This window comes from Streptomyces sp. NPDC093795 (genome assembly GCF_044764665.1).
Taxonomy (GTDB): domain Bacteria; phylum Actinomycetota; class Actinomycetes; order Streptomycetales; family Streptomycetaceae; genus Streptomyces.
The window spans coordinates 350125-371966 of record NZ_JBIWIO010000004.1 but is presented as its reverse complement, the minus strand read 5'-3'; the positions used below and the strand labels follow the sequence as shown (position 1 = coordinate 371966).

Here is a 21842-nt window from a genome sequence, read left to right as displayed (position 1 = left end):
GCCGTCTCCTTCACCCGTTACGGGGCATGAGGGGGCAGATTCGGGACGAATGTTCGAATGCGTGTGAGAGGGCAGGCGTGCCTTGACGAGCAGGGCCATCGGGTGTCTCGAACACGCCGATCACCCTTCAGGGGACTTGCGGCGGCCCGCCTCGGCGAACCAGTACCTCATGCCTCATGCGGGACCGCCGGGCTGTCCGCCGTGTCGGTTCAGGTGATGGTGACGACACGCGCCCAGGCGGGAGGCGTGTCGGGGACGTAGTCGGGGTTCTCCTCGTCCGCGGCGCGGGCGGGGCGCGGGAAGAGACCCACGACGGTGCGGCAGGGCGGCTGCGCCGACGGCCAGGGCGTCTGGCCGTCCGTCAGGGCGACGATGACGTCCGGGCGTGGCCGGGCGCGGAGTGCCTGGGCGAAACCTGAGCACAGGTCCGTTCCGCCCCCACCGATCAGTTCGATGTTCTCCGCCCGGCAGAGCGGCACGGCGACACCGGCCGCCGCGTCGCAGGAGATCACCGAGACCAGGTCGCGCCGCCCGCCCACCGCCCGTGAGATCGCCGCCACCTCCAGGAGCGCGCTGCCCAGCTCGGCGTCGCTCACGGATCCGGAGGTGTCGATGACCACGCAGACCCTGGGCGGCGTACGGCGCAGGCTCGGCAGCACCACCCCCGGCACACTGGCCGAGCGCCGCGACGGGCGCCGGTAACTGTGGTCCTCGCCCGTCCCCGGCGCTCCCGCGGCCGAACGGATCGCGGCCCCCAGCAGACTCCGCCACGGCTGCGGCGGATGAAACGCCTCCTCCGCCCACCGCCGCCACCCCTCCGGCGAGTCTCCGGGCCGGCCCTTGATCCCCTCCGCGACCCGGAAACGGACGGCGTCCTGCTGCTGCCTGCTCAGCCCGTGCGCTCCGTCGGGCCCCAGCTCCCACGGCCGGGCGTGGCCGTCGGCGCCACTGCCGCAGTCCAGCCAGGCAAGATCGGCGGCGAGCCCGGACATCGACGCCGTCCGCAGGTACTCCTCCATCAACTGCCCCTCGGGCAGCCGCAGCAGCGACGGCAGCACCGCCCCGGCCGGCCGGGGCAGGCCGTCGCCGTAGATGTCGTCGTTGATCTCGAAGTCGGCGGCGATGTTACGTCGCAGCCGCTCGCCCGGCCCGTGTTCGCCGTACTCCTTCGCGTACCGCTCCCCCCGCCCGTGGTGATCCCGGAGCAGGTGGGAGACCTCGTGCACCCACACGCCCGCCAGCTCCTCCACCGGAGTCGACGCCACGAATCCCGGGGAGACGTAGCAGCGCCAGTACGCGTCCACAGCCATCGTCGGCACCGACCGGTCCTCCACCACGTGCAACGCGAAGAGCGCGCCCGCCAGATAGGGACGGACCTTGACCGCGTGCAGCCGCGCGGCCAGCAACTTCTCCATGTCCAGGGGGAGTCCGGGCGGCCTGTTCCACCTGCCGGAGCCGGCGGGCGGCGTCGGTACGGCGGCCCGTGGCGGACGGGGCGGCGGGGGAGGAGCCATGGGACGCGGGAGCGGTGACGGGGACTTCCGGTACGGCGCCGAGGGCCGCGCGGCCCCCGTCACCGGCGCGCCCCCGCCGCACGCCTGGCGTCGGCCGCCGCCGCGGCACGTTCCACCGAACGGTCGGCGCGCCGGGCGAGATCGACCACGCCGGTGAGCCGTTCCACCGCCTCCGGGATCTCCCAGTCGTCGCGCCGCAGCGCGGCCAGTGCCGCCGCAGGGGAGACCAACAGGTCCGGGGCGCCCGTCTCCAGCGCCCGGACGAGTACGGCCCAGCCCGCCTCCCACCGCTCCCGCTCCGGACGCGTCCCCACGGCGGCCACCACCGCCTCCAGCGCCGCTTGGCGCAGATCGCCGCGCTCCGGCAGCTCGGCGGAGCCCGGATCGGCCAGCAGCGACTCGGGGTCCGGCAGGTCCATCCGGTCGAGGTGGGCGAGGAGTTCGAGTCCCGGGCCGTCCCCCACCGCCCCTCGCACCAGCAGCGCCAGCACCTCCCGCGAGACGGAGGCGGCCGTTCCGAAGGCCAGCAGGGTCAGGGCGGCCTCCCAGCTCCGGGGCGAGGGCCAGGCACCCCCGCGCCGTGTCTCGGTGGTCGGGAGCCGATGGATCAGCGTCGGCCGGGCATGCAGGAAGCCGCAGACCGCGCGGCGGGCGAAGGCCACCGCCTCCGGCAGCCGCTCCGGGGCCAGCCGGGGCAGCTCGGCCCGCGGCCAGACCCCGCCGAGGCCGCGCACCACCACCTCCCGGTCGTGCACCCAGTACAGATGCACGAACCGGTTGGCCAGGGGAGGGCTCAGCTCCCACCCGTCCGCCGCCGACGCCCGCGGATTGGCGGCGGCCACGATCCGTACGCCCGGGGGAAGTTGCAGCTCGCCGACCCTCCGCTCCAGGACGACCCGGAGCAGCGCGGCCTGCACAGCGGGGGTTGCGGTGGACAGTTCGTCCAGGAACAGCAGGCCTCGCCCGGCGCGTACGAGCTCCACGGCCCACCGCGGTGGCGCCATCGGAACACCCAGCACCCCCGGGTCGTCGCCCACGATCGGCAGCCCGGAGAAGTCGGACGGCTCGTGGACACTGGCGATGACGGTCGTCTGCGGCAGGCCGAGGGAGGTGGCGAGCTGGGTCAGAGCCGCGGTCTTGCCGATGCCCGGTTCGCCCCAGAGCAGTACGGGCAGGTCGGCGGCGACGGCCAGAGTGAGCGCTTCGAGCTGCTCGTCGGGACGCGGCTCGGTGGTCGTCGTGCGCAGGAGTGCGAGGAGGTCGTCGGCCAGGGCGAGACGGGTACCCGTACCGACACCAGGAGCGTCGGCGGAGGCGGGGAAGGGCATGAGGGTGCTGGAGGTCATGGGCATCACCTGAGGGGAATGAGGGGACGGGTGACCCGTCCCGGATGTCGTGGGATACGAGGGCGCTCGATGCGCGTTACGAGCTAGCAGGGGAGTGCAGGAGGTAGAGCCGGTGAGCGGGGCGGACCGGTCAGTGGGGCGGACCGGTGAGCGGGGCGGACCGGTCAGTGGGGCGGGACCGGTCAGTGGGGCGGACCGGTCAGCGGGGCAGACCGGTCAGTGGGCAGGCCGGTCAGTGGGGCGGAGCGGTCAGCGCGACAGGCCGTTCCGGGGCCGGGCCAGGCTGGTTCGCTTGCGGCGCGTGAGGAGAGGGGTACTGCGGTCGAGCCGCGGGCGGCGGCTCGCGTACGCGGTCCCCGAGCCCGTACTGCTCTTCCCGCCCGCCGCGTCGGCGCGCTGACCAGCAGCGGAGTGCTCGGAGACCAGCCCCGCGCGGAAGAGGCCGTGGTCGATGCGGCGGGCCGCGGCGGACATCAGTTCCTCCCGGAGCGGACCGTCACGCAGGACCGCGTCAGGACCGAGGAGCGCCGTGACGACGGCCAGCGCCCCTGAGACGTCACCGTGAGCAAGCCGCTCTCGCACCGCGGGCAGGGTCTCAGGGGTGCGGTGCACCGCATCGATCGCCCGCAGGCAGGGCAGCGGCGGGCCGCCGAGGGCGACCAGCAGCTCCTCCCGACGCAGAGTGGCCCGGTCGTGGTCGATCGCCGACAACACCCCGTCCCTCAGCGCGATCCGGTGGACCTCGCCCCTGCACTCCACCCGGTGCGGATCACCGTGCTCGCGGCCGGGTCCGGTCGCCGCGTCGAGGCCGGACGCGGCTCCGGGAACGTACGCCGCCAGAGCCCCGGCGACGAGAGGATGCAGCCGCTCCGCCGTGATCAGCCCCGCGCGCAGCAGTTCCAGGTCGGGAAGGGACCGGGCCGCTGCTTCCGGTAGTACCGGAAGCGCCGCCACCTCCTGCGGCGGCAACGGGTTGCGTAGCGGTCTGAAGGTCGGGGCGTGGCTGTCGTCGGGTGCGACGAGTTCGAGCACGGCACGTCGTCCCGTACCGAGCCGTACGGTGAAGGCCCCGCGCGGAGCGAGCCCCTCGGACCGCAACAGCAACTCCGCCTCGGCCGCCCACCGTCCGACCGCCCACGGGGCAGCCTGGAGGGAGGGCGAATCTCGGACCGGCGGCGGGGGCGGTGGCTCGTCCGCACCGCACCGCCGCGCCAGATCGCGGCTCTTTCCCGCGTCCCAGAGATGCCGGTGGAGGTCGAACCGGAAACGCCGTTCGGGATGCGGATGCGGATGCGGATGCGGAGACGGATGCGGAGACGGATGCGGGTGGGCGTGCGGCGGGTGTCCGGGGACATCGTTCCCGGACCCCTCCCACACGGCGAGCGACACCCGCTGCCCGGCATCCGCCCAGGCCGGGGGTGTCCGCACCACCAGACTCAGCGGCACGGCGCCGGGATCTCCGTAACGAGCCAGGGTCAGGGTGAGGCCGGGGCGGAGCCGTCCGTCCGGGGCGATCCGGGGCATGTGCCAGCGGAGCAGATCCGGCGCGAGGCGACGCAGGTCGGCACGGAGTCGGGCGGCGAGGGGTGCGCCGTGGCGTTCGGCCACGGCACGCAGATCGAGATCGACGTCGATCCGGGCAGCGGCGCAAGCCCCCGCCCAGTCACCGGCCGCACGCCGTGCGGTCGCGGTCTCGATCATGGACGGTGGCACGGCGTACTCGCGCACGCGCTGCCACATCAACAGGCGGGTCGGAATCTCGTTCGCGAAGTGATGTGCCATCAGCACTCACCTTGAGCGAACGAGTCCCCCAATCGGTACGAGGAGAAGTTCATCATCTCCGGGATCGTAACCCACCGTCGTACGAGCCGCTGAGGACTTTTCGGCGGCCGATCGAACGACGCTCAGCGGGACGCGGCTCCTACGGTGTGACGGACGCGGTGTGCGGCTCTTCGGGGTCCGGTTCCTGCTGGGGGGTGGCGAGCTGCTCGCGCAGGTAGTTCCAGATCACCGAGATCAGCGCGGCCGCGGGGACCGCGAGGAGGCTGCCGACGATGCCGGCCAGGCTGCCGCCCAGCGTCACGGCGAGCAGGACGACCGCCGCGTGCAGGCCGAGGCCGCGGCTCTGGATCATGGGCTGGAAGACGTTGCCCTCCAGCTGCTGCACCACGACGATGATCGCCAGTACGAGCAGCGCGTCGGTCAGGCCGTTCGACACCAGCGCGATGAGGACCGCGACCAGGCCGGCGAAGAGCGCTCCGACGATGGGTACGAAGGCGGAGACGAAGGTCAGCACGGCCAGGGGAAGCACCAGGGGGACGTCGAGGAACCACAGGCCCAGGCCGATGAAGACGGCGTCGAGCAAGCCGACGAACGCCTGCGAGCGCACGAACGCGCCCAGGGTCTCCCAGCCGCGCGCGGCGACGACAGGGACGTCGACGGCCAGGCGGCCGGGGAGCTGGCGGGTGAGCCACGGCAGGAAACGCGGCCCGTCCTTGAGGAAGAAGAACATCAGGAAGAGCGCCAGGACGGCCGTGACGAGACCGTTGAACACGGTGCCCACGCCCGAGACGACGGTGGTGACCATGCTGCCGACACTGTCCTGGAGTCGGGCGATCGCGGCGTCGAAGGCGCCGGAGATCTGGTCGTCCCCGATGTTCAGGGGTGGCCCGGCGGCCCACTCCCGCACTTTCTGCATGCCTTCGACCACGCCGTCGGCGAGCTCTCCGGACTGGGCCGCGACCGGCACCGCGATCAGGGCGACGATGCCGGCGACCACCAGGAGGAAGGCGACGGTGACCACGGCCGCGGCCAGGGCGGGTGCCCATCCGAGCCGACGCAGAACGCGGGTGAGGGGCCAGGTCATGGTGGTGAGGAACAGGGCCACTATGAGCGGCCAGACGACCGACCACATGCGACCCAGGATCCACAGGGCCACCGCTGCCATCACCAGGACCAGAAGCGACTCGGCGGAGACGCGGGCTGCTCTGCGCAGCGCGGCGGCAGTCTTCGTTGAACTCAACATGTCAGGCATGGGTTCACCTTATTGATGCTCGCGGCCCGGCCGGATATCGCCGAGGTGGAGCGTGTCCAGCTGCGGGGAATGCGGATCGTCGTACTCGGGATTGTTGACGTTGTTTCCCTCACCGAAGGTGAAGGTCTGGTCCGCTCCCACGGTGAAGTCGGCGCCGGTGCTGTCCAGCAGGAACTCCCGGCCGCCGATGCCGAGGTAGACGCAGGCGCCGGTGTCGGCTCCCGAGACGTTCGCCGTCTTCACGCGCGCGGAGATCTTGGTGATGGCCGTCATGGCAACTCCCTTGTCCGTCGGGCTTCTCGCCCTCAGGCGGTGTCCCGGAGGGCTCCGGTGTGGCGGAGAACCCGCGCTTCGAGCCCCGTCCGGCGTCTCGGAGGGAGGCATGCCCGCCACCCGACGCGGGAGTCACGCTTGACGTGCACTGGCCAGGAATGCGCACCGGAGGGTGAACGCGCCGAAGTCGATGTGTCAGGCTTCGGGCGTTCAGGGCGGTCCCTCACCCCGGTCCCGCTCCTGTTCGAGGAGGGCCGGCAGGTCCTTCAGCCGGTCGAGGCCCTGCACCGCGCGGGAGATCCGGACGTTGTGCCGGAGTGTGCCGCGGTGGCGGTGCAGGAAGTTCCAGTAGCCGGCCGTGAACGGGCAGGCGTCCGTACCGACCCGCCGGTCCGGGCGGTATGCGCACGGCCCGCACAGATCGCTCATGCGGTTGATGTAGGCACCGCCCGATGTGTACGGCTTGGTGGTCATCCTGCCGCCGTCCGCGTACTGCGACATGCCCACCACGTTCGGCAGCATCACCCAGTCGTAGCCGTCGACGAAGCTGCGGTGGAACCAGTCGGTCACGGCCGCGGGATCCCAGCCGCGCTGGAGGGCGTAGCTGCCGAGGACCATCAGACGCGGGATGTGATGGGTCCATCCCGTGTCCCTGACCTGGCGGAGCACCGTCGTCAGACAGCGGGCCGACACGGCGTCCGCGTCGAGCTCGTCCCACCAGTCGGGCAGGGGAGCGGTGTGACCGAGCGTGTTCGACGTCCGGTAGGCCTCACCGAAGTACCAGTAGAGCTGCCAGACGTACTCGCGCCATCCGGCGATCTGCCGTACGAAGCCCTCGACCGAGTTCAGCGGCGCCTCGCCCGCCCGCCAGGCGGCCTCCGCGAGCTCCACGCACTCGGCCGGGTCGAGGAGCCCCAGATTGAGCGAGGAGGACAGCAGGCTGTGGCTCATGGTGCCGTCGCCGGCGAGCATGGCGTCCTCGTGCGCGCCGAAAAGCGCCGTCGACCCCATCCGCGGACCCGTCCGGCGCCGAATGTCCCCATGAGAGGACAACCGATCCACGGCCGAGGCCGTTCGGCTCCCGGCCGATGGAAGGAGCACGTCATGAACACCACGCTGACCCGACGTCGCGTCGCCGCCGCTCTGGCCGCCGCGGCCCTCTCGGTCTCGCTCGGAGCCCTCGCTCCGCCGGCGTCGGCCGAAGAGGGCGGCAGCCCGTTCGGCCCCGGGTGCGCCTCGGTGCCGAAGGAGGGCGCCGGCTCGTTCGACGGCATGGCAGCCGACCCGGTCGCCACAGCCGCCTCGAACAACCCGGCCCTCTCCACCCTCGTCACCGCTGTCGAGAAGGCCGGTCTGGTCGACACCCTGAACAACGCGAAGGACGTCACCGTCTTCGCGCCCAGCAACGACGCCTTCGCCAAGATCCCGAAGGCCGACCTGGACAAGGTCCTCGCCGACAAGGAGATGCTCACCAAGATCCTCACCTACCACGTGGTCGACGAACCGGTCGAGAAGGCGGACCTCGCGGACGGATCGTTCAAGACCCTGCAAGGCGGCACGCTGACCACGGCCGGCTCCGGGGACGCGTACAAGGTGAACGACACCGCCGCCATCGTCTGCGGCGATGTGCACACCTCCAACGCGACCGTCCACATCATCGACACGGTGCTCATGCCGAAGTGAGGAGCCCGCACGCGGCCCCCGCGCGGCGGTGCAGGCGAGCTGCGCCACGGCGGTGACCGACCCCTGTCGGCCCCGCGTCAGCCCGGGAACCGGCCCGCCGAGCGCAGTTGCCAGCGGCGTTCGGCGTAGGCCAGGTCGTCGCGCCACAGCCGGGCCGCCGCGGTGCGGATCACGGGGCGGAGGAGCGGGGCGGCCCGGCGTACGAAGCCGAAGCCGGGACGGTCGGAGGCGGCCACCACGGCCTCGGTCACCGCCGTGCGGGGGCGGCCCCGCTCGTCAGGCCCGAGCGGGGTCGCGTGCGTCTCCACCACGGAGCCCACTCCCTCACCGTCGGTGATGCTCATGACGACGGTACGCGGCTCGGGAGCCGTGAAGACCGCCCGTACCGGCACCACGAGGCGTCCCGCCACCTTGAAGGAGACGTCGACGGTGAAGCGGTCGTCGGCGGCCTCCTCCTCGGGCGAGCCGACCACCGTCAGGTCGACGAACGAGTACGGGTGGAACCAGGCCCCGTGCCACGGATCCAGACGGTTGGCCACGATGTCCTCGGGTTCGCAGACCCCGGTGGCCTCGTACACGGCCGTCACCCCGCGCGCGGGCGCCGGACGGACCGGGACGACGGGGGCGTCGAGGGGTTGCTCCCCGCCGACCTCGTCGAGCCGCACCCAGACGAGGACCCCGTCATCGAAGGCCGGCAACGGCTCCCAGCCCGCGAACGAGGCCCCGTCGAGGGCGAGTCCGTGCCAGTGGCACACCAGCGTCCCGCACCGGACAGGGCTGTCCGCGAGGGGCGCCCCGAGGTGCGGGCAGACCCCGGGTCCGGCGACCAGCCGCCCGTCGGCGCCGCGCCAGACAACCACCTCACGGCCCGCGATCGTACGGGCCAGGGGCCGGTCGTCGCGCAGTGCGGCGGCGGCCCCCACGACGAACCAGTTCCCCGACGGCCGGGCCTGCGCCCGCTTCAGCGCCTTCGCGATGAGGGCCGGCTTGGCATCCCGCCAGGTGGGCCGCTGCCGGTCCCACGGGACGGGACCGCGGCGCAGCGACAGGGGCAGACGGGGGCGCCGTGCGGACGGTTCGGGGTTCACGCGACCTCCTCGGAAACCGGCCGGGCCGGGGTGGCGGGCGGCGCGGGTCGGGCCTGGGGGGAGGGTGACGCCGGGCTCGCCGAAGCGGCGGGTGGCGCCTGTCGGGCCGGGCCGGCGGGTGGCGTCGGGCGCGTCGGGATGCGCGGCGGCGCGGGCCGGCTCCAGTGGCGCAGTCGGGCCGCGAGCACCCGCACGAGGCCGTCCGCGGCGACCGTCGCCCGCTCCCGGCGCGGCACCACGGCCCGGCGGTGCAGCACCGCGTACCCGTCCCGGGCGACGGCGTCGAGGATGCCGCCGTACAGGATGAACGCGGTGCGGATGCAGGGGCGGGACAGCGGATCGAGCATGGCGAGGCCGGGTTCCGCCTCGCGGTAGACGCGGCGGGTGAGGGCCTCGAACTCCCGCAGCGCGGCCACGACCCGCCGGTCCTGGCGCCCCGTGTCCCGGCACCGGCGCAGCAGCTCCCTGTCGACGCCGTGCCCGGCCAGCAGGTCGGCGGGCAGGTACACCCGCCCGCGGTCGAGGTCCTCGCCGACGTCCCGCAGGAAGTTGGTCAGCTGGAACGCCACCCCGAGGGCCGCCGCGTGCGGCTCGGCCTCCTCGTGCGGCACCACCGTGCCGAGGACCGGAAGCATCTGGAGGCCGATCACGGCGGCCGAGCCGTGCATGTAGCCGCGCAGGTCGGCGTAGGTGGCGTAGTCCGTGACCTCCAGGTCGGACCTCATGGCGGCCATGAAGTCCGTGAAGTAGTGGTGCGCGATGGCGTGACGGCGCGCGGTGTCGGCGAGTGCGAGCACCACCGGTTCGTCGCCGCCGCCCTGCCGCAGGCCGTCGTGCAGCTGCCGCTGGAGCGCCGCCAGACGCGTACCGCGCGGGCCGTCCTCCCCGTCGGGTTCCATCGCGTCCACGATGTCGTCGGCCCACCTGGCGAACCCGTACAGCGCGTGCACGGCGGGCCTGCGATCGGCCGGCAGCAGTCGGGTGGCGAGGAAGTACGTCCTGCCGTGCGCCGCGTTGAGCTGACGGCACCGCCGGTACGCCGCCCGCAGCGCCGGGTCGGTGATGCCCGCGGAGTCGAGTTCGCGTGCGGTCATCGCGCTGCCCCCTCGGTACGGACGGAGCGCCGCCGGGCCCCGCCGGTGACCCGGGCCGCCGCCAGCTTCCCGGACACCAGGGCGGTCGGGACGCCCACGCCGGGGGTGGTGCCGCAGCCGGCCAGCACGGCGTTCTCCGTGCCCCGCACCAGGTTGCGGGGCCGGAACGGCCCCGTCTGCAGGAACGTGTGGGCCACCGAGAAAGGAGTGCCCGCCGCATGCCCCTGGCCCAGCCAGTCGGCCGGGGTGACGAGGGACTCGTCCTCGACGGCCGCCTCGATGCCGTGGAGACCGCGCCGCTCCAGCTCGGCCAGCAGCTCGGCCCGGTAGCGCGGGCCGAGCTCGCCCCAGGCGGCGCCGCCGGGGCCGATGTCGGTGTTGGGGCAGGGAGCGAGGATGTAGTGCAGATGGCGGCCCGGCGGGGCGAGGCCCGGGTCGGTGGCCGTGGGCCGGGTGATGAGCAGGGACGGATCGCTCATCAGCCGCCCCTGACGGGTGAGTTCGTCGAACGTGGTCCGCCAGGCGGCGCCGAACGAGATGGTGTGGTGGGCCAGCTGCGGCCAGGTGCGGTCCGTGCCCGCGTGCAGCACGACGGCGGACGGCGAGAGCCGCAGCCGCGCCGGCCGGCGGGGGCGGCGGCCGAGGAGCCGGTAGGCGACGGGCAGGTCCGGCGTGAGGACGACCGCGTCGCAGGGGATGCGGTCCTCGGCGGTCACGACGGCGGTGACGCGCTCGCCCGACCGTTCGAGCCGGGTCACCGGCGCGCCGAACCGCAGCTCGACGCCCGCGTCGGCGGCGGCGTCCGCCATGGCCTGCGGCAGGGCGTGCATGCCGCCGCGCGGGAAGTACACCCCGGCGACCGTGTCCATGTAGGCGATGACGGCGTACGCGGCGAGGGCACGGGCCGGTGGCACACCCGCGTACAGGGCCTGGAAGGAGAAGACCCGCTGGAGCCGTTCGTCCTTGAGGAAGCTTCCGATACGCCGGTCGAGGCGGCCGAAGCCGCCGAGCGCCGCCAGCCGGGCCAGGTCTCCGTTCAGGAGGTCGAGGGGGGAGTCGAAGTTCGCGTCGATGAAACGGCGCATCTGGGCCCGGTAGAGCCGCTCCAGCCAGACCCGCAGCCGCCGGTAGCCCGCCGCCTCACGGGCCCCGGCGAACCGTTCCACCTCGGCGGCCATCGCCTCGCCGTCGGTGTGCACGTCCAGCGTGCCGCCGTCCGCGAACGACGCCCGGTAGGCCGGGTGGAGCGGGATGAGGTCGACCCGTCGGCGCAGGCTGTCGCCGACCGCCGCGAAGGCCTCGTCGGCGAGCTCGGGCATGGTGAGCACGGTCGGCCCGGTGTCGATCCGGTACCCGTTCAGATGCAGTCGGCCCGCACGGCCGCCGGGCAGGTCGTCCCGTTCGACGACGGTGACCCGGCGCCCCGCGCCCAGCAGATGGAGGGCCGCCGACAGACCGGCCAGGCCCGCGCCGACGACCACCACGTGGTCCGTACGGCCGGACAGCGAGCGAGGCGTCATCGACGGACCTCCGGCGCTCCGGAGCCCACCGGGGCGAGAGAGCCGGGTGGGGTGGGGGAGCCGACCGGGAGGGAAGAGTGCGCCAAAGCCGCAGCGGACGCCAAAGCCGCAGCGGACGCCAAAGCCGCAGCGGACGCCGGAGCCGGAGCCGCGGCGGCTGCCGGTGCCGTGGACGGCCCCGGATACGAGTGGGCCGGTGCGCCGTCCGTGGCGCGGGACACCGTCGCCGCGGTCAGCAGCCCGCGCAGACGGCCCTTGGCGTCCGTGTCGGGCAGGGCGCCGTCGAAGTGGCGCAGTCCCTGCGCCGACAGGCGGTCGATCTTCGACTCGACCGCCGCCCGGGCGCCCGTACGCACCAGGACGTCCCGCACCTCGTCGAGCCCCTCCGGAGTCAGACCCTCGTCGCCGAGCGCCTGTTCGAGCACTTTCAGGGCCGCCTGGTCGTCCGTCGCCTCGGCGCGCGCCACCGCCACGGCGACAAGGAACGTCGGCTTGCCCTCGCGGATGTCCCCGCCGCAGCTCTTGCCGGTGCGCCCGGGGTCACCGAAGACGTCGTCGAGGTCGTCGCGGAGCTGGAAGGCCATGCCGATGTGGCGTCCCGCCGAGCACAGCGCCCGTATGGTGCGGTCGTCCGCGCCCGCCACGGCAGCGCCCAGCCCGAGGGGGCGCTCGACCGAGTACAACGCGCTCTTGAGACAGGCGGCGCGCAGGGCGCGCGGCTGGGAGCGCGAACCGGTCAGCTGGCCCTGGAGGTCGAGGAACTGGCCCGCCACCATCTCCGTGCGCATGTCGCTCCACAGCCGGCGCACCACGCTCGCCGTCCCCGGGTCGAGCGGCGTCTCGGCCACCGCGTCGTCCGACCACGCGAGCGCCAGGTCCCCGGCCAGGATGGCGGTCGCCTCGCCGAATCGGGTGACGCGGGCCGGTGACGTGGTGCCGCTGTAGCGGTCCCGCACGTCCGTGTGCAGCGCCGGACGGCCGCGCCGCAGCGTCGAGCCGTCCATCACATCGTCGTGGACGAGGGCGCAGGTCTGGAGCAGTTCGAGCGCCGCCCCGATGCGCAGGGCCGCCGTGGACGTCGACGCGCCTGACCCGCCGCACGCGCGCGTCGACCACCACAGGAGCTGCGACCGGGTGCGTTTGCCGCCGTCCTGGGTGAAGTGGGCGACCCGTTCGGCCAGTTCGCGCGCGAAGAGGGCGTCCAGGGCGCCCGCCCGGGTCAGCCGGTCGGCGAGCAACCGCTCCAGCACGTGGCCGATGGCGGCGGGCACGTCCGCGTCGACGGACGCGGGTTCGACCGTGTCGGAGGCGGGGGGTCCGACCGTCGTCAGGACGACGCCTTCCGGAGGGCCCGCGCCGTGCGACGCCGTGTCGGTGCCCGCCCGGCCCGGGCGCGTCCGCCGCGGCGAGGACCCCGCGGGCGGCCCCGCCGAGGACCCCGAGGGGGCCACCAGGCGGGGGAGGGGCGACGGCGTGGCCGCGGGGTGGTCCTTCGCCTGGGTGGGGCGCATCCCGGTTCCTCTCGTCGTGGCATCGATCGCTCTCTACGCCTCTTCGGTCCCTTCCCGTGATACGGATGCGGTGTCGATCGGGTACCCGTAATGCGCGCTAATGCCACCGTATGGACTCATCTGTCTGGGTGGCCTGTCTTCGACGACCGCATCCGAATGCCCGCTCAGGGGGGAATCGGTACGGGTCGGGGGCACCAGAACCGGGACGGAGGGAGCCGCGTGCTGAAGGCGGACGTGGTGGTGATCGGGGCGGGAGCCGCCGGGCTGTCCCTGGCCCACCGGCTGAACGGCCACGTGCCCGGGGCCCGTACGCCCTCCGTGATCCTCGTCGGCGCCCCGCCCGGCCCGCTGCGGCCGGCCCCGCGCACCTGGTGCTTCTGGGAGGCCGGCCGGGGCCGCTTCGACGCCGCGGTGCGATCGGACTGGCGCCACCTGCGGGTACGGCCGCCGACCGGGCCCGCGATCGAGGGGGACATCGCACCGCTGCGGTACAAGATGATCCGCTCCGACGACTTCGAGTCCCTGGTCGCCCGGGACCTCGCGCGCAGCCCCAACGTCCGGCACGTGGAGGCCGTCGTGGACACCGTGGAGGAGACCCCCTCCGGGGCCCTCGTGCGGCTGGCCGGGCCCGACGGACGCCCCCACGGCCCCCACGTCCTGGAGGCCCGCTGGGTGTTCGACTCGCGTCCTCTGGGCAGCCTCCCGGCCGCCCGCACCACCCTGCTCCAGCACTTCCACGGCTGGTTCGTACGCACCGCGCGGCCCGTCTTCGACCGGGGGACCGCGGACCTGATGGACTTCCGCACCCCCCAGCCGCCCGCCGGGCTCTCCTTCGGCTACGTCCTGCCCACCGGCCCGTGCGAAGCCCTGGTGGAGTACACGGAGTTCTCCCCCCGCGTCCTGACGGCGAGGGGCTACGAGGCGGCGGTACGGCACTACGCGGACGACGTGCTGCGTGTCGGTGACCTGGAGATCGTCGCGACCGAGACCGGGGTGATCCCCATGACGGACGCTCCCATGCCGCGAAGGGTCGGCGCTTCGGTGTTCCGGATCGGGGCCGCGGGCGGTGCGACCCGGCCGTCCACCGGATACGCCTTCGCCGGACTCCAGCGCCAGACACGGGCTGTCGCCGCCGCGCTGCGGCAAGGGCGCAGACCGGTGCCACCGGCCGCCTACTCCGCCCGGGCCCGCGCCATGGATTCGGTACTCCTGCGCGCTCTGGACAGCGGCCGGGTCGACGGCCCCGATCTCTTCGCCCGGCTGTTCACCCGCGTCCCGATGGGCCGGCTGTTGCGCTTCCTCGACGGGAGCACCGGCCTGTTCGAGGACCTCTCCATCGGCCGGCACACCCCGGTCGGCCCCATGCTGCGCACCGCCGCCGAACTACCCGGCCTGCAGCGCCGCCCCTTCGGCTGACGCCGGACCGCCGCCCAGCCCCTGCGACCGGCCCACCCCCACCCGCCCCGCCCCTGGAGACCGCATGACCCTGTTGCGCGACGAGGACCTCGCCGCCGCGTTCGACCACGCGTCCCGCAGTTACGACGCGCTGGTGGCCGTGAATCCCGGCTACCACGGGCAGCTGCGGCGCTCGGTGCGACGCCTCGGCCTGCGGGGGCGGGGGGAGGGGCTGCGCGTGCTCGACCTCGGCTGCGGCACCGGCGCCTCGACCGCCGCGATCCGGTCCGTCCTCCCGGCCGCCGCCGTCACGGCCGTCGACGCCTCGGCCGGCATGCTGGAGCGGGCCGCCGCCAAGCCGTGGGCGGACGGCGTGCGGTTCGTCCACGCGCCGGCCGAGCGACTGGCGGACGCGGGGGTGGAGGGACCGTTCGACGCGGTGTTCGCCGCCTACCTCTTCCGTAACGTCGCCGATCCCGACGCCGTCCTCGCCACGGCCCGTGCCGTCCTGCGACCGGGCGGACGGCTCGGCGTACACGAGTACAGCCTCAGCGGGCGCCGCGCCGACCGGGCCGTGTGGACGCTGGTGTGCCGGGGCATCGTCCAGCCCGCCGCGACCCTCCTGGGGGACGGCCCGCTCTACCGCCACCTCTGGCGCAGCGTCGTCGGCTTCGACACGGCCGACCGGTTCGCCGACCGGATCAGCGCGGCGGGCTTCGACCAGGTCCGGGCCCTGCCCCTGCCGGGCTGGCAGACGGGCATCACCCACACCTTCGTGGCCGCACGCGGGGAGGACGGCCGATGACCGTACCGGCGTACCGCCTTCCCGCGGCGCGCAGGGGCCGGGACCGCCGGGCCCGTGTCCTGCCGGCCCGCCCGGGAGCCGGTCACGCCGCCGGCCGGCCCTCGGCCGCCGTGGTCGGCGCCGGGGTCGCCGGCCTCGCCGCCGCCACCGCGCTGGCCGAGCGGGGGGTGGCGGTGACGCTGTACGAGCGCGACCCCCACGTCGGCGGCCGGGTGGGCGGTTGGCCGACCCGACTGCGGGACGGCAGCACCGTCACGATGAGCCGTGGCTTCCACGCGTTCTTTCGGCAGTACTACAACCTGCGCGGCCTGCTGCGCCGTACCGACCCCGCCCTGGCCCGGCTGGGAGGACTGCCCGACTACCCCCTGCTGCACGCGGACGGGCTGCGCGACAGCTTCCGGCACGTGCCGCGCACCCCGCCGTGGAGCGCGCTCGGCTTCGTCGCCCTCAGCCCCTCCTTCGGGCTGCGCGACCTGCGTGCCATGGACCCGGTCGCGGCCCTGCCGCTGCTCGACGTCCGCGTGCCCGAGGTCTATCACCGCCTCGACTCCGTCAGCGCCTACGACTTCCTGGAGGCCGTCCGCTTCCCGGAACGCGCCCGCCACCTGGCCTTCGAGGTGTTCTCCCGGAGCTTCTTCGCCGACCCGCGACACCTTTCGGCGGCCGAGATGGCGCTGATGTTCCACATCTACTTCCTCGGCTCCGCCGAAGGCCTGCTCTTCGACGTACCCCGCTCGCCCTTCCCGACGGCGCTGTGGGACCCCCTGGTCGGATACCTGCGGCGGCACGGGACCGAGGTGCGCACCGGCAGTGCCGTCGAGCACGTCACCCCCGCCCGGGGCGGTGGGTTCGAGGTCGCCGGGGACCACGGCGAGCGCCGGTACGACGCCGTGGTCCTCGCCCTGGACACCGCCGGTCTGCGGTCCCTGGTCGCCCGCTCCGAGCGGCTCGGCGACCCCGCCTGGCGGGAGCGCGTCGCCCGCCTGCGCACGGCCCCGCCCTTCCTGGTCACCCGGCTGTGGCTGGACCGGCCCGTCGCCCCCGACCGGCCCGGCTTCCTCGGCACCAGCGGCTTCGGCGGCCTCGACAACATCAGCGTGCTGGACCGCTGGGAGGACGAGGCGGCCCACTGGGCGGCCCGTACCGGAGGATCTGTGGTCGAACTCCACGCCTACGCCGTCGACCCGCGCGCGCCCCGCACCGCCGTCCAGCGGAGCCTCGTCGAGCAGCTGCACCGCGTGTACCCGGAGACCCGGACCGCCACGGTGGTCGACGCGCGCCACGAATGGCGTGAGGACTGCCCGCTGTTCCCCGTGGGCGGCTACGCCGACCGCCCCACCGTCCGCACCTCCGATCCCGGCCTTGTGGTGGCAGGCGACGTCGTACGCACCGACCTGCCCGTCGCACTGATGGAACGGGCGGCCACGACCGGGTTCCTGGCCGCGAACGCCCTCCTCGAGCGGTGGGGCGTACGAGGGCAGACCCTCTGGACGGTGCCGGAGCGCGGCCGCGCCGCCGTCCTGCGGAAGGCCGCCGCGTGGGCGGGCCGCTGAAGAGGCGGCGGCAGGCGGCGGGCGCTGCCGCATCCGGGGACCGGTGGCGGGCGGAACACCGGAACAGGGAACGAGAACGAGCGACGGGAGAGGTGGTCGTGTCCCCACAGCCCAGGACGTGACGGACGTGCTGGTGATCGGAGCCGGTGTCGCCGGGCTCGCCTGCGCCCGGGACCTGCTGGCGGCCGGCGTCGGGGTACGGGTGCTGGAAGCCGGCGACGAGGTCGGCGGCCGGATGGGTACGGACCGGGTCGAGGGCTTCGTGGTGGACCGCGGCTTCCAGGTCTTCAACACGTCCTACCCCCAGGTCCGGCGCCGACTGCCCCTGAAGGACCTGCGACTGCGGCCCTTCACCCCCGGCGTCCTCATCCACATCCCCTCGGGCCGACTCCGCTTCAGCGACCCCAGCCGCAGACCGCCGGACGAGGGAGCGGCTGACCTCAGGGTGAGGAACGCAGAGGACAGGCCGCCTCGGCGATGTCGCCACGACCTCCGTCCCGGGACGGACTCGCCGAGGCGGACCCGGCGTCGGGTCGTCGCTACCTTTGCCGCCCCGCCTCCCGGGCCTGCTCGGCGATGTCCTGCAGCACGGCCTTCGGTTCGGCGGACGGCGCTACAGCCTTGCCGATGTTCCGCTTGACGGTGTCGCTGACCTGCAGCCAGGACGGATCGTCGACCGGATAGAGCCGCGCACCGCGAAGGGCGCTCAAGAACTGCTCGGCGCCGGGGTCCGCCGCCGAGTCCTGGGACGCCTCGGTGGCGGTCACCGTCGACGGCAGCAGGTGGTAAAGCCTGGCGAACTCGGTGAGGTTCTTGTCCTCGTAGACGAAGTTGAGAAAGCGGCCGACCAGTTGCCGGTTGTCGTCGCGTTTGAAGGCCATCATCCAGTCGGCGACGCCCACGGCCGGCGGGGCGCTCTCGGCCTCCAGTGTGTCCGACACCGGCATGCGTGACGTGGCGACCTTCATGCCCTTCTCCCGGGCTTCGTGGAGGAGTGAGGGATAGCCGTTGACCATCCCGACGTCGCCGCGCAGAAAGGCCGCGAAGGCGTCTTTCCGGTTGAGCTGGGCCGGCGGGACCGGGCCGGTCAGCTCAGGTGCGACCAGATTGTCCTGGATCCAGCGGAACGTCTGTATGTTCCGTTCGGACGCGAGGCTGTAGTTGCCCTGCTCGTCGGTGTAGCCGCCGCCGTTGCTCAGTTCCCAGATCAGGGCTTCTGCGTGTGCCTCCTCGGGGCCGAGCGGTAGGGCGTAGGGGTAGAGCACGCCCTCCTCCTTCAGCGCCTTGGCCGTGTCCTTCAGGTCGGACCAGGTCTTCGGCGGCTTCACCCCTGCCTTCTCGAACAATTCCGTGTTGGAGAAGAGCAGCCGGCTGCTGGCTACGAAGGGGAAGCCGTAAAGGGTGCCGTCGACCGATCCCGCGTCCGCGAGTGCGGGCAGGAAGTTCGCCTCCGTCCTGATCGACATCACCTCACTGGCGGCATAGAGGCGGCCCTGCGCGGCAAAGTCGGAGTACGCGCCCATCAGCGCCACGTCCGGGGCGTTGTCCTCCTGGAGCATGCGGGTGACCTCGCGGTCGACGTCGGCCCACGGGTGGATCGTCACCTCGACCGTCGTGCCCGGGTGGGCCGCGGTGAAGGCCGTGGTCAGCCTGTCCCAGTACGCCTTGGAGCTGGTCGTCGGGGTGTCGCCGTACTCGGGGACCACCAGGCGCAGCGTCGTCCCCCCGCTCTCGTACGAGCCGCAGCCGGTGACGAGGGAGCCCAGCAGCCCGAAGGCGGCCATGGAGGCGGTCACGCCGAAGAGTCTTGGTCGCACGGATCGTTCCTCTTGTTCTTCTGGACAGTGCGCCGGGAATTCTCTCCGACCCCGGGGCGAATTGCGCCCCCCGGTCGACGTTTGTGGTCGTATCTCCAACGGCGACGTTTCCGAGTGGTGTTTTCCGATATGCCGACGCTGATTCCGGCGCGCGTAAACCGCGCCACGATGTCCAGAACGACTCCGGAGAGGAGCGTTGACGGATGAACGCCCCCCGCTGTCGCGCCACACCGAGGACGGTGCGGAAGGGAGGCTGCCCGTCGGCTTTTGTCATTTATCTGTAGGGATGTCGCTGGGTAGCGCGTTGTGAAGGAAGTTTGTTCACCCCGTGCGTTTTCGGTAGGCGCACGGGTCCCGCGCCGGGGAAAACGGCTTCGCGTATCGGCCTGACCCATCGGTAACCGTGGTCTGACCAGCGCATCCATGACCACATTGGACCGTGGAGGCGGCGTCACCCGGGAGTAGGACGGGCGATGTATGGTCGGGCCCGTCCACTCGTCCAGGTGAACGTCCTCCGTCGCCGGTGACGTGTGCCGGCGGTTTTGCAGGGCCAGGGGTGCATAGGCGGGAATTCCGCGGAGAGAGGGAAGCCGGGCGCACGCGGGCCCGCGTGCGGAGACCGATCGAAGACGTTCGAGGCGAGGCAGACCGATGGCAGTTCCGACGAACCCCTCGGCCGGTGGCGGCAGATCCGGCGACAGTGCCGGGGGCGGAGCCTGGTTCGGGCGCAGTCCGGGGGAGGCGGCGGCCACGGTTCGGCAGCCGGCGCGCCCGGAGGCGCACGCGTTCGACCCCGGGGCCGTACGCCAGGACGCCGACCCCCGGCCGACGCCCGAGGACACGTCCGACGCCGCGCTCCTGCGCCGCACCATGGCCGAGATCGAGCCCATCGCCGACAAGGTGACCTCGTACTTCTACGCCCTTCTCTTCCTGCGCCACCCCGAGCTCAGGGCCCTCTTCCCCGCCGCGATGGACACCCAGCGCGACCGCCTGTTCAAGGCGCTGCTCACGGCCGCGACCCACGCCGACGACACCGCCACCCTGACCGCGTACCTGACCCACCTCGGCCGGGGTCACAGGAAGTACGGCACGCTCCCCGAGCACTATCCGGCCGTCGGCGAGGCGCTGATCGGTGCCCTCGCCCGCTACGCCCCGTCAAGCTGGGGGCCCAGGGCCGAGGCCGCGTGGGTCGGCGCGTACACCACGATCTCCCAGATCATGATCGACGCGGCGACGGAGGACGAGCTGCGTTCGCCGGCCTGGTGGCAGGCGGAGGTGGTCGGCCATGAGATGCGTACGAGGGACATCGCGATCGTCACGGTCCGGCCCGACCAGCCGTACCCCTTCCTCGCCGGACAGTTCGCCACCCTGGAGACTCCCTGGTGGCCGCGTGTCTGGCGGCACTACTCGTTCGCCTCGGCCCCCCGCTCCGACGGACTGCTCTCCTTCCACATCAAGGCCGTACCGGCGGGTTGGGTCTCCAACGCGCTCGTGCACCAGGCCCGCCCGGGGGACGTCATCCGCCTCGGTCCCCCGGCCGGTTCCATGACGGTGGACCACACCACCGACAGCGGACTGCTCTGTCTCGGTGGCGGCACCGGCATAGCGCCCATCAAAGCCCTGGTGGAGGACGTGGCCCGGCACGGCCGGCGCCGCACCGTCGACGTGTTCTACGGCGCCCGCCGCAACGACGACCTGTACGACATCGACACCATGCTGAGGCTCCAGCAGTCGCACCCCTGGCTCTCGGTCCGTCCCGTCGTGGACGACGGACCTGTCGGCCTGCTGTCGGGCGGCATCCCGGAGGCCGTACGGGAGTTCGGCCCCTGGCACACCTACGACGCCTACCTGTCGGGCCCGCCGGGCATGATCCGCCGCAGCGTCGACTCCCTGGTGGGCATGGGCATCCCCGCCCACCGCATACGACACGACTCCATCGAGGAACTGGTCGGGGCGACGACGTGAGTACGTTCGAACAGACAGCCGGGCAGCGGGGGGAGAACTCCCTGCGCGTCCACCGCCCGGGCAGCGACGGCGAGCATCAGGTCCAGCAGCGTCTGGGCACCGCGGAGCGCGCCGATCGCTTCTACGCCGACCAGGTCCTCGACCGGCTGAATCCGCGGATGCGGGAGTTCGTCGCCCGGCAGGAGATGTTCTTCCTGGCCACCGCCGACCGGCACGGCGAGTGCGACAACACCTTCCGTGCCGGCCCGCCCGGCTTTCTCCACGTCCTGGACGACGCGACGCTCGCCTACCCCGAGTACCGGGGCAACGGCGTCCACGCCAGCCTCGGCAACATCGAGGAGAACCCGCACGTCGGCATCCTCATGGTCGACTTCCTCCGCGACCGCATCGGCCTGCACGTCAACGGCCGGGCCAGGGTCGTGGCCGACGACGAGATGCGCCGCGCCCACTCCGGGCTCCCGGTCGACCCGGTGCCCGGCCGCCGGGCCCTGGTGTGGGTGGTGGTCGCCGTCGAGGAGGCGTACATCCACTGCGCCAAGCACATTCCCCACCTCCAGAAGGCCCCGCGGCACGGCTCCGGCCGTTCGTGGGGCACGGACGACTTCAAGCGCAAGGGCGGCGACTTCTTCGGCGCCGCTGCCGAGGCGCCGGAGCGGGGCCCGTTCCTGCCGCCGCCCCGTGCGGACGCGGCGGCCTGGCGGGCGGAGGCGGAGAAGCTGCTTGCGAGGGCCGAGCGGCCCGCGACCGCAGCCCGTACCGGCAGGCATGCCGAAGCCGAGGCCGTGGCGGAGGCGCCGATGTTCAGGGGCTGGTTCAGCAGGAGCGCCTCCGCCGGATGACGTGCGGCCGGACCGGTTCTAGTCGGTCTGCTCCTGGGGCGCCGGAGTGCCCGGGCCGGCAGCCGGGCGGCCCTCGTCGTGTTCTTCCGTGTCCTTCTGCTGCTTGCCGTCGTCGTCTACTTCTTCATCGGACGGGGGCCGGTTGCCTCCAGCGCCCCGGAGGTCCGGGGCGCCCGGTCCCGGCGCGGGCAAGTCCGGCGTGACGGGGTCACGAGTCGCCGGAACGGGGTCGGGAAGTTCCGGCTCGGGCGTGCTGTGCATCAGGCTCTCCTCGTTCGATTCCACAGGGGTGTCACACCCCGGCTGCCCCTGTCCGCGGCCGTCATTCCTCCGGCGGCGGTGGACGCCGTCGAAGGAGGTGCGGTGACTGCCCGAGTGCGGGCGCGAGACGCGGCACGACGCGCG

At 73.2% G+C, this 21842-nt stretch carries 16 protein-coding genes and 2 pseudogenes; 7 read left to right on the top strand and 11 right to left on the bottom strand.

Annotation, left to right across the window (positions count from 1 at the left end):
• Positions 1-209: 209 nt before the first annotated feature.
• The 6 genes and pseudogenes from ACIRB7_RS13830 to ACIRB7_RS13805 all read right to left on the bottom strand — a co-directional run.
• Positions 210-1415, bottom strand: a complete 1206-nt coding sequence (locus tag ACIRB7_RS13830) for a VWA-like domain-containing protein (RefSeq protein WP_403596997.1) — start codon at positions 1413-1415, stop codon at positions 210-212.
• 158 nt (positions 1416-1573) lie between these two features.
• Positions 1574-2842, bottom strand: a complete 1269-nt coding sequence (locus ACIRB7_RS13825; protein WP_403597689.1) for an AAA family ATPase — start codon at positions 2840-2842, stop codon at positions 1574-1576.
• Positions 2843-3109: 267 nt separating this feature from the next.
• Complete coding sequence (locus ACIRB7_RS13820) at positions 3110-4642, bottom strand: hypothetical protein (RefSeq protein ID WP_403596995.1); 1533 nt, start codon at positions 4640-4642, stop codon at positions 3110-3112.
• 139 nt (positions 4643-4781) lie between these two features.
• Positions 4782-5894, bottom strand: a complete 1113-nt coding sequence (locus tag ACIRB7_RS13815; protein ID WP_403596992.1) for an AI-2E family transporter — start codon at positions 5892-5894, stop codon at positions 4782-4784.
• Positions 5895-5903: 9 nt separating this feature from the next.
• Positions 5904-6167 (bottom strand): hypothetical protein, encoded by a 264-nt coding sequence (locus ACIRB7_RS13810; protein ID WP_403596989.1) that lies wholly within the window; start codon positions 6165-6167, stop codon positions 5904-5906.
• Positions 6168-6377: 210 nt separating this feature from the next.
• Positions 6378-7166: pseudogene (locus ACIRB7_RS13805) on the bottom strand (cryptochrome/photolyase family protein); the annotation flags it as partial.
• Between the two features lie 105 nt (positions 7167-7271).
• On the opposite strand from ACIRB7_RS13805, the gene ACIRB7_RS13800 reads away from it, so the two are divergent.
• Positions 7272-7850, top strand: coding sequence for a fasciclin domain-containing protein (locus tag ACIRB7_RS13800; RefSeq protein ID WP_403596986.1), 579 nt, complete (start codon positions 7272-7274; stop codon positions 7848-7850).
• 77 nt (positions 7851-7927) lie between these two features.
• On the opposite strand, the gene ACIRB7_RS13795 is transcribed toward ACIRB7_RS13800, so the two are convergent.
• Genes ACIRB7_RS13795 through ACIRB7_RS13780 form a run of 4 tightly spaced genes read right to left on the bottom strand, consistent with a single transcriptional unit; the run spans position 7928 to position 13063 of the window.
• Positions 7928-8938: a DUF5914 domain-containing protein gene (locus ACIRB7_RS13795; RefSeq protein WP_403596983.1), complete on the bottom strand. Its 1011-nt coding sequence runs from the start codon at positions 8936-8938 to the stop codon at positions 7928-7930.
• A complete protein-coding gene (locus ACIRB7_RS13790; protein ID WP_403596980.1) occupies positions 8935-10032 on the bottom strand; it encodes a phytoene/squalene synthase family protein in 1098 nt (365 codons plus the stop codon). The genes ACIRB7_RS13795 and ACIRB7_RS13790 overlap by 4 nt, the downstream gene beginning before the upstream one ends.
• Entirely contained in the window at positions 10029-11552 is a 1524-nt protein-coding gene (gene crtI, locus ACIRB7_RS13785; RefSeq protein ID WP_403596978.1) for a phytoene desaturase family protein, read from the bottom strand. The genes ACIRB7_RS13790 and crtI overlap by 4 nt, the downstream gene beginning before the upstream one ends.
• Positions 11549-13063, bottom strand: coding sequence for a polyprenyl synthetase family protein (locus ACIRB7_RS13780; RefSeq protein WP_403596975.1), 1515 nt, complete (start codon positions 13061-13063; stop codon positions 11549-11551). Before ACIRB7_RS13780 ends, crtI begins: the two co-directional genes overlap by 4 nt.
• 219 nt (positions 13064-13282) lie before the next feature.
• Here ACIRB7_RS13780 and ACIRB7_RS13775 point away from each other — a divergent pair, with 219 nt between their 5' ends.
• The 4 genes and pseudogenes from ACIRB7_RS13775 to ACIRB7_RS13760 form a co-directional block, all read left to right on the top strand.
• On the top strand, positions 13283-14479 hold the full coding sequence (locus tag ACIRB7_RS13775; RefSeq protein ID WP_403596972.1) for a lycopene cyclase family protein: 1197 nt from the start codon (positions 13283-13285) through the stop codon (positions 14477-14479).
• Between the two features lie 64 nt (positions 14480-14543).
• Positions 14544-15263, top strand: coding sequence for a class I SAM-dependent methyltransferase (locus ACIRB7_RS13770; protein ID WP_403596969.1), 720 nt, complete (start codon positions 14544-14546; stop codon positions 15261-15263).
• Complete coding sequence (locus ACIRB7_RS13765; protein ID WP_403596966.1) at positions 15260-16816, top strand: FAD-dependent oxidoreductase; 1557 nt, start codon at positions 15260-15262, stop codon at positions 16814-16816. The genes ACIRB7_RS13770 and ACIRB7_RS13765 overlap by 4 nt, the downstream gene beginning before the upstream one ends.
• A gap of 118 nt (positions 16817-16934) precedes the next feature.
• Positions 16935-17234, top strand: a pseudogene (locus ACIRB7_RS13760) (FAD-dependent oxidoreductase); the annotation flags it as partial.
• A gap of 121 nt (positions 17235-17355) precedes the next feature.
• Here the strand turns inward: ACIRB7_RS13760 and ACIRB7_RS13755 are convergent.
• Positions 17356-18633 (bottom strand): extracellular solute-binding protein, encoded by a 1278-nt coding sequence (locus tag ACIRB7_RS13755; protein ID WP_403596963.1) that lies wholly within the window; start codon positions 18631-18633, stop codon positions 17356-17358.
• 651 nt (positions 18634-19284) lie between these two features.
• Here ACIRB7_RS13755 and ACIRB7_RS13750 point away from each other — a divergent pair.
• Together ACIRB7_RS13750 and ACIRB7_RS13745 are read left to right on the top strand one after the other, a co-directional pair.
• Positions 19285-20598 carry a globin domain-containing protein gene (locus ACIRB7_RS13750; protein WP_403596960.1) on the top strand — a complete coding sequence of 438 codons (1314 nt, stop codon included), beginning with the start codon at positions 19285-19287 and terminating at the stop codon, positions 20596-20598.
• Positions 20595-21437 (top strand): pyridoxamine 5'-phosphate oxidase family protein, encoded by an 843-nt coding sequence (locus ACIRB7_RS13745; protein ID WP_403596958.1) that lies wholly within the window; start codon positions 20595-20597, stop codon positions 21435-21437. The genes ACIRB7_RS13750 and ACIRB7_RS13745 overlap by 4 nt, the downstream gene beginning before the upstream one ends.
• Positions 21438-21842: the final 405 nt, after the last annotated feature.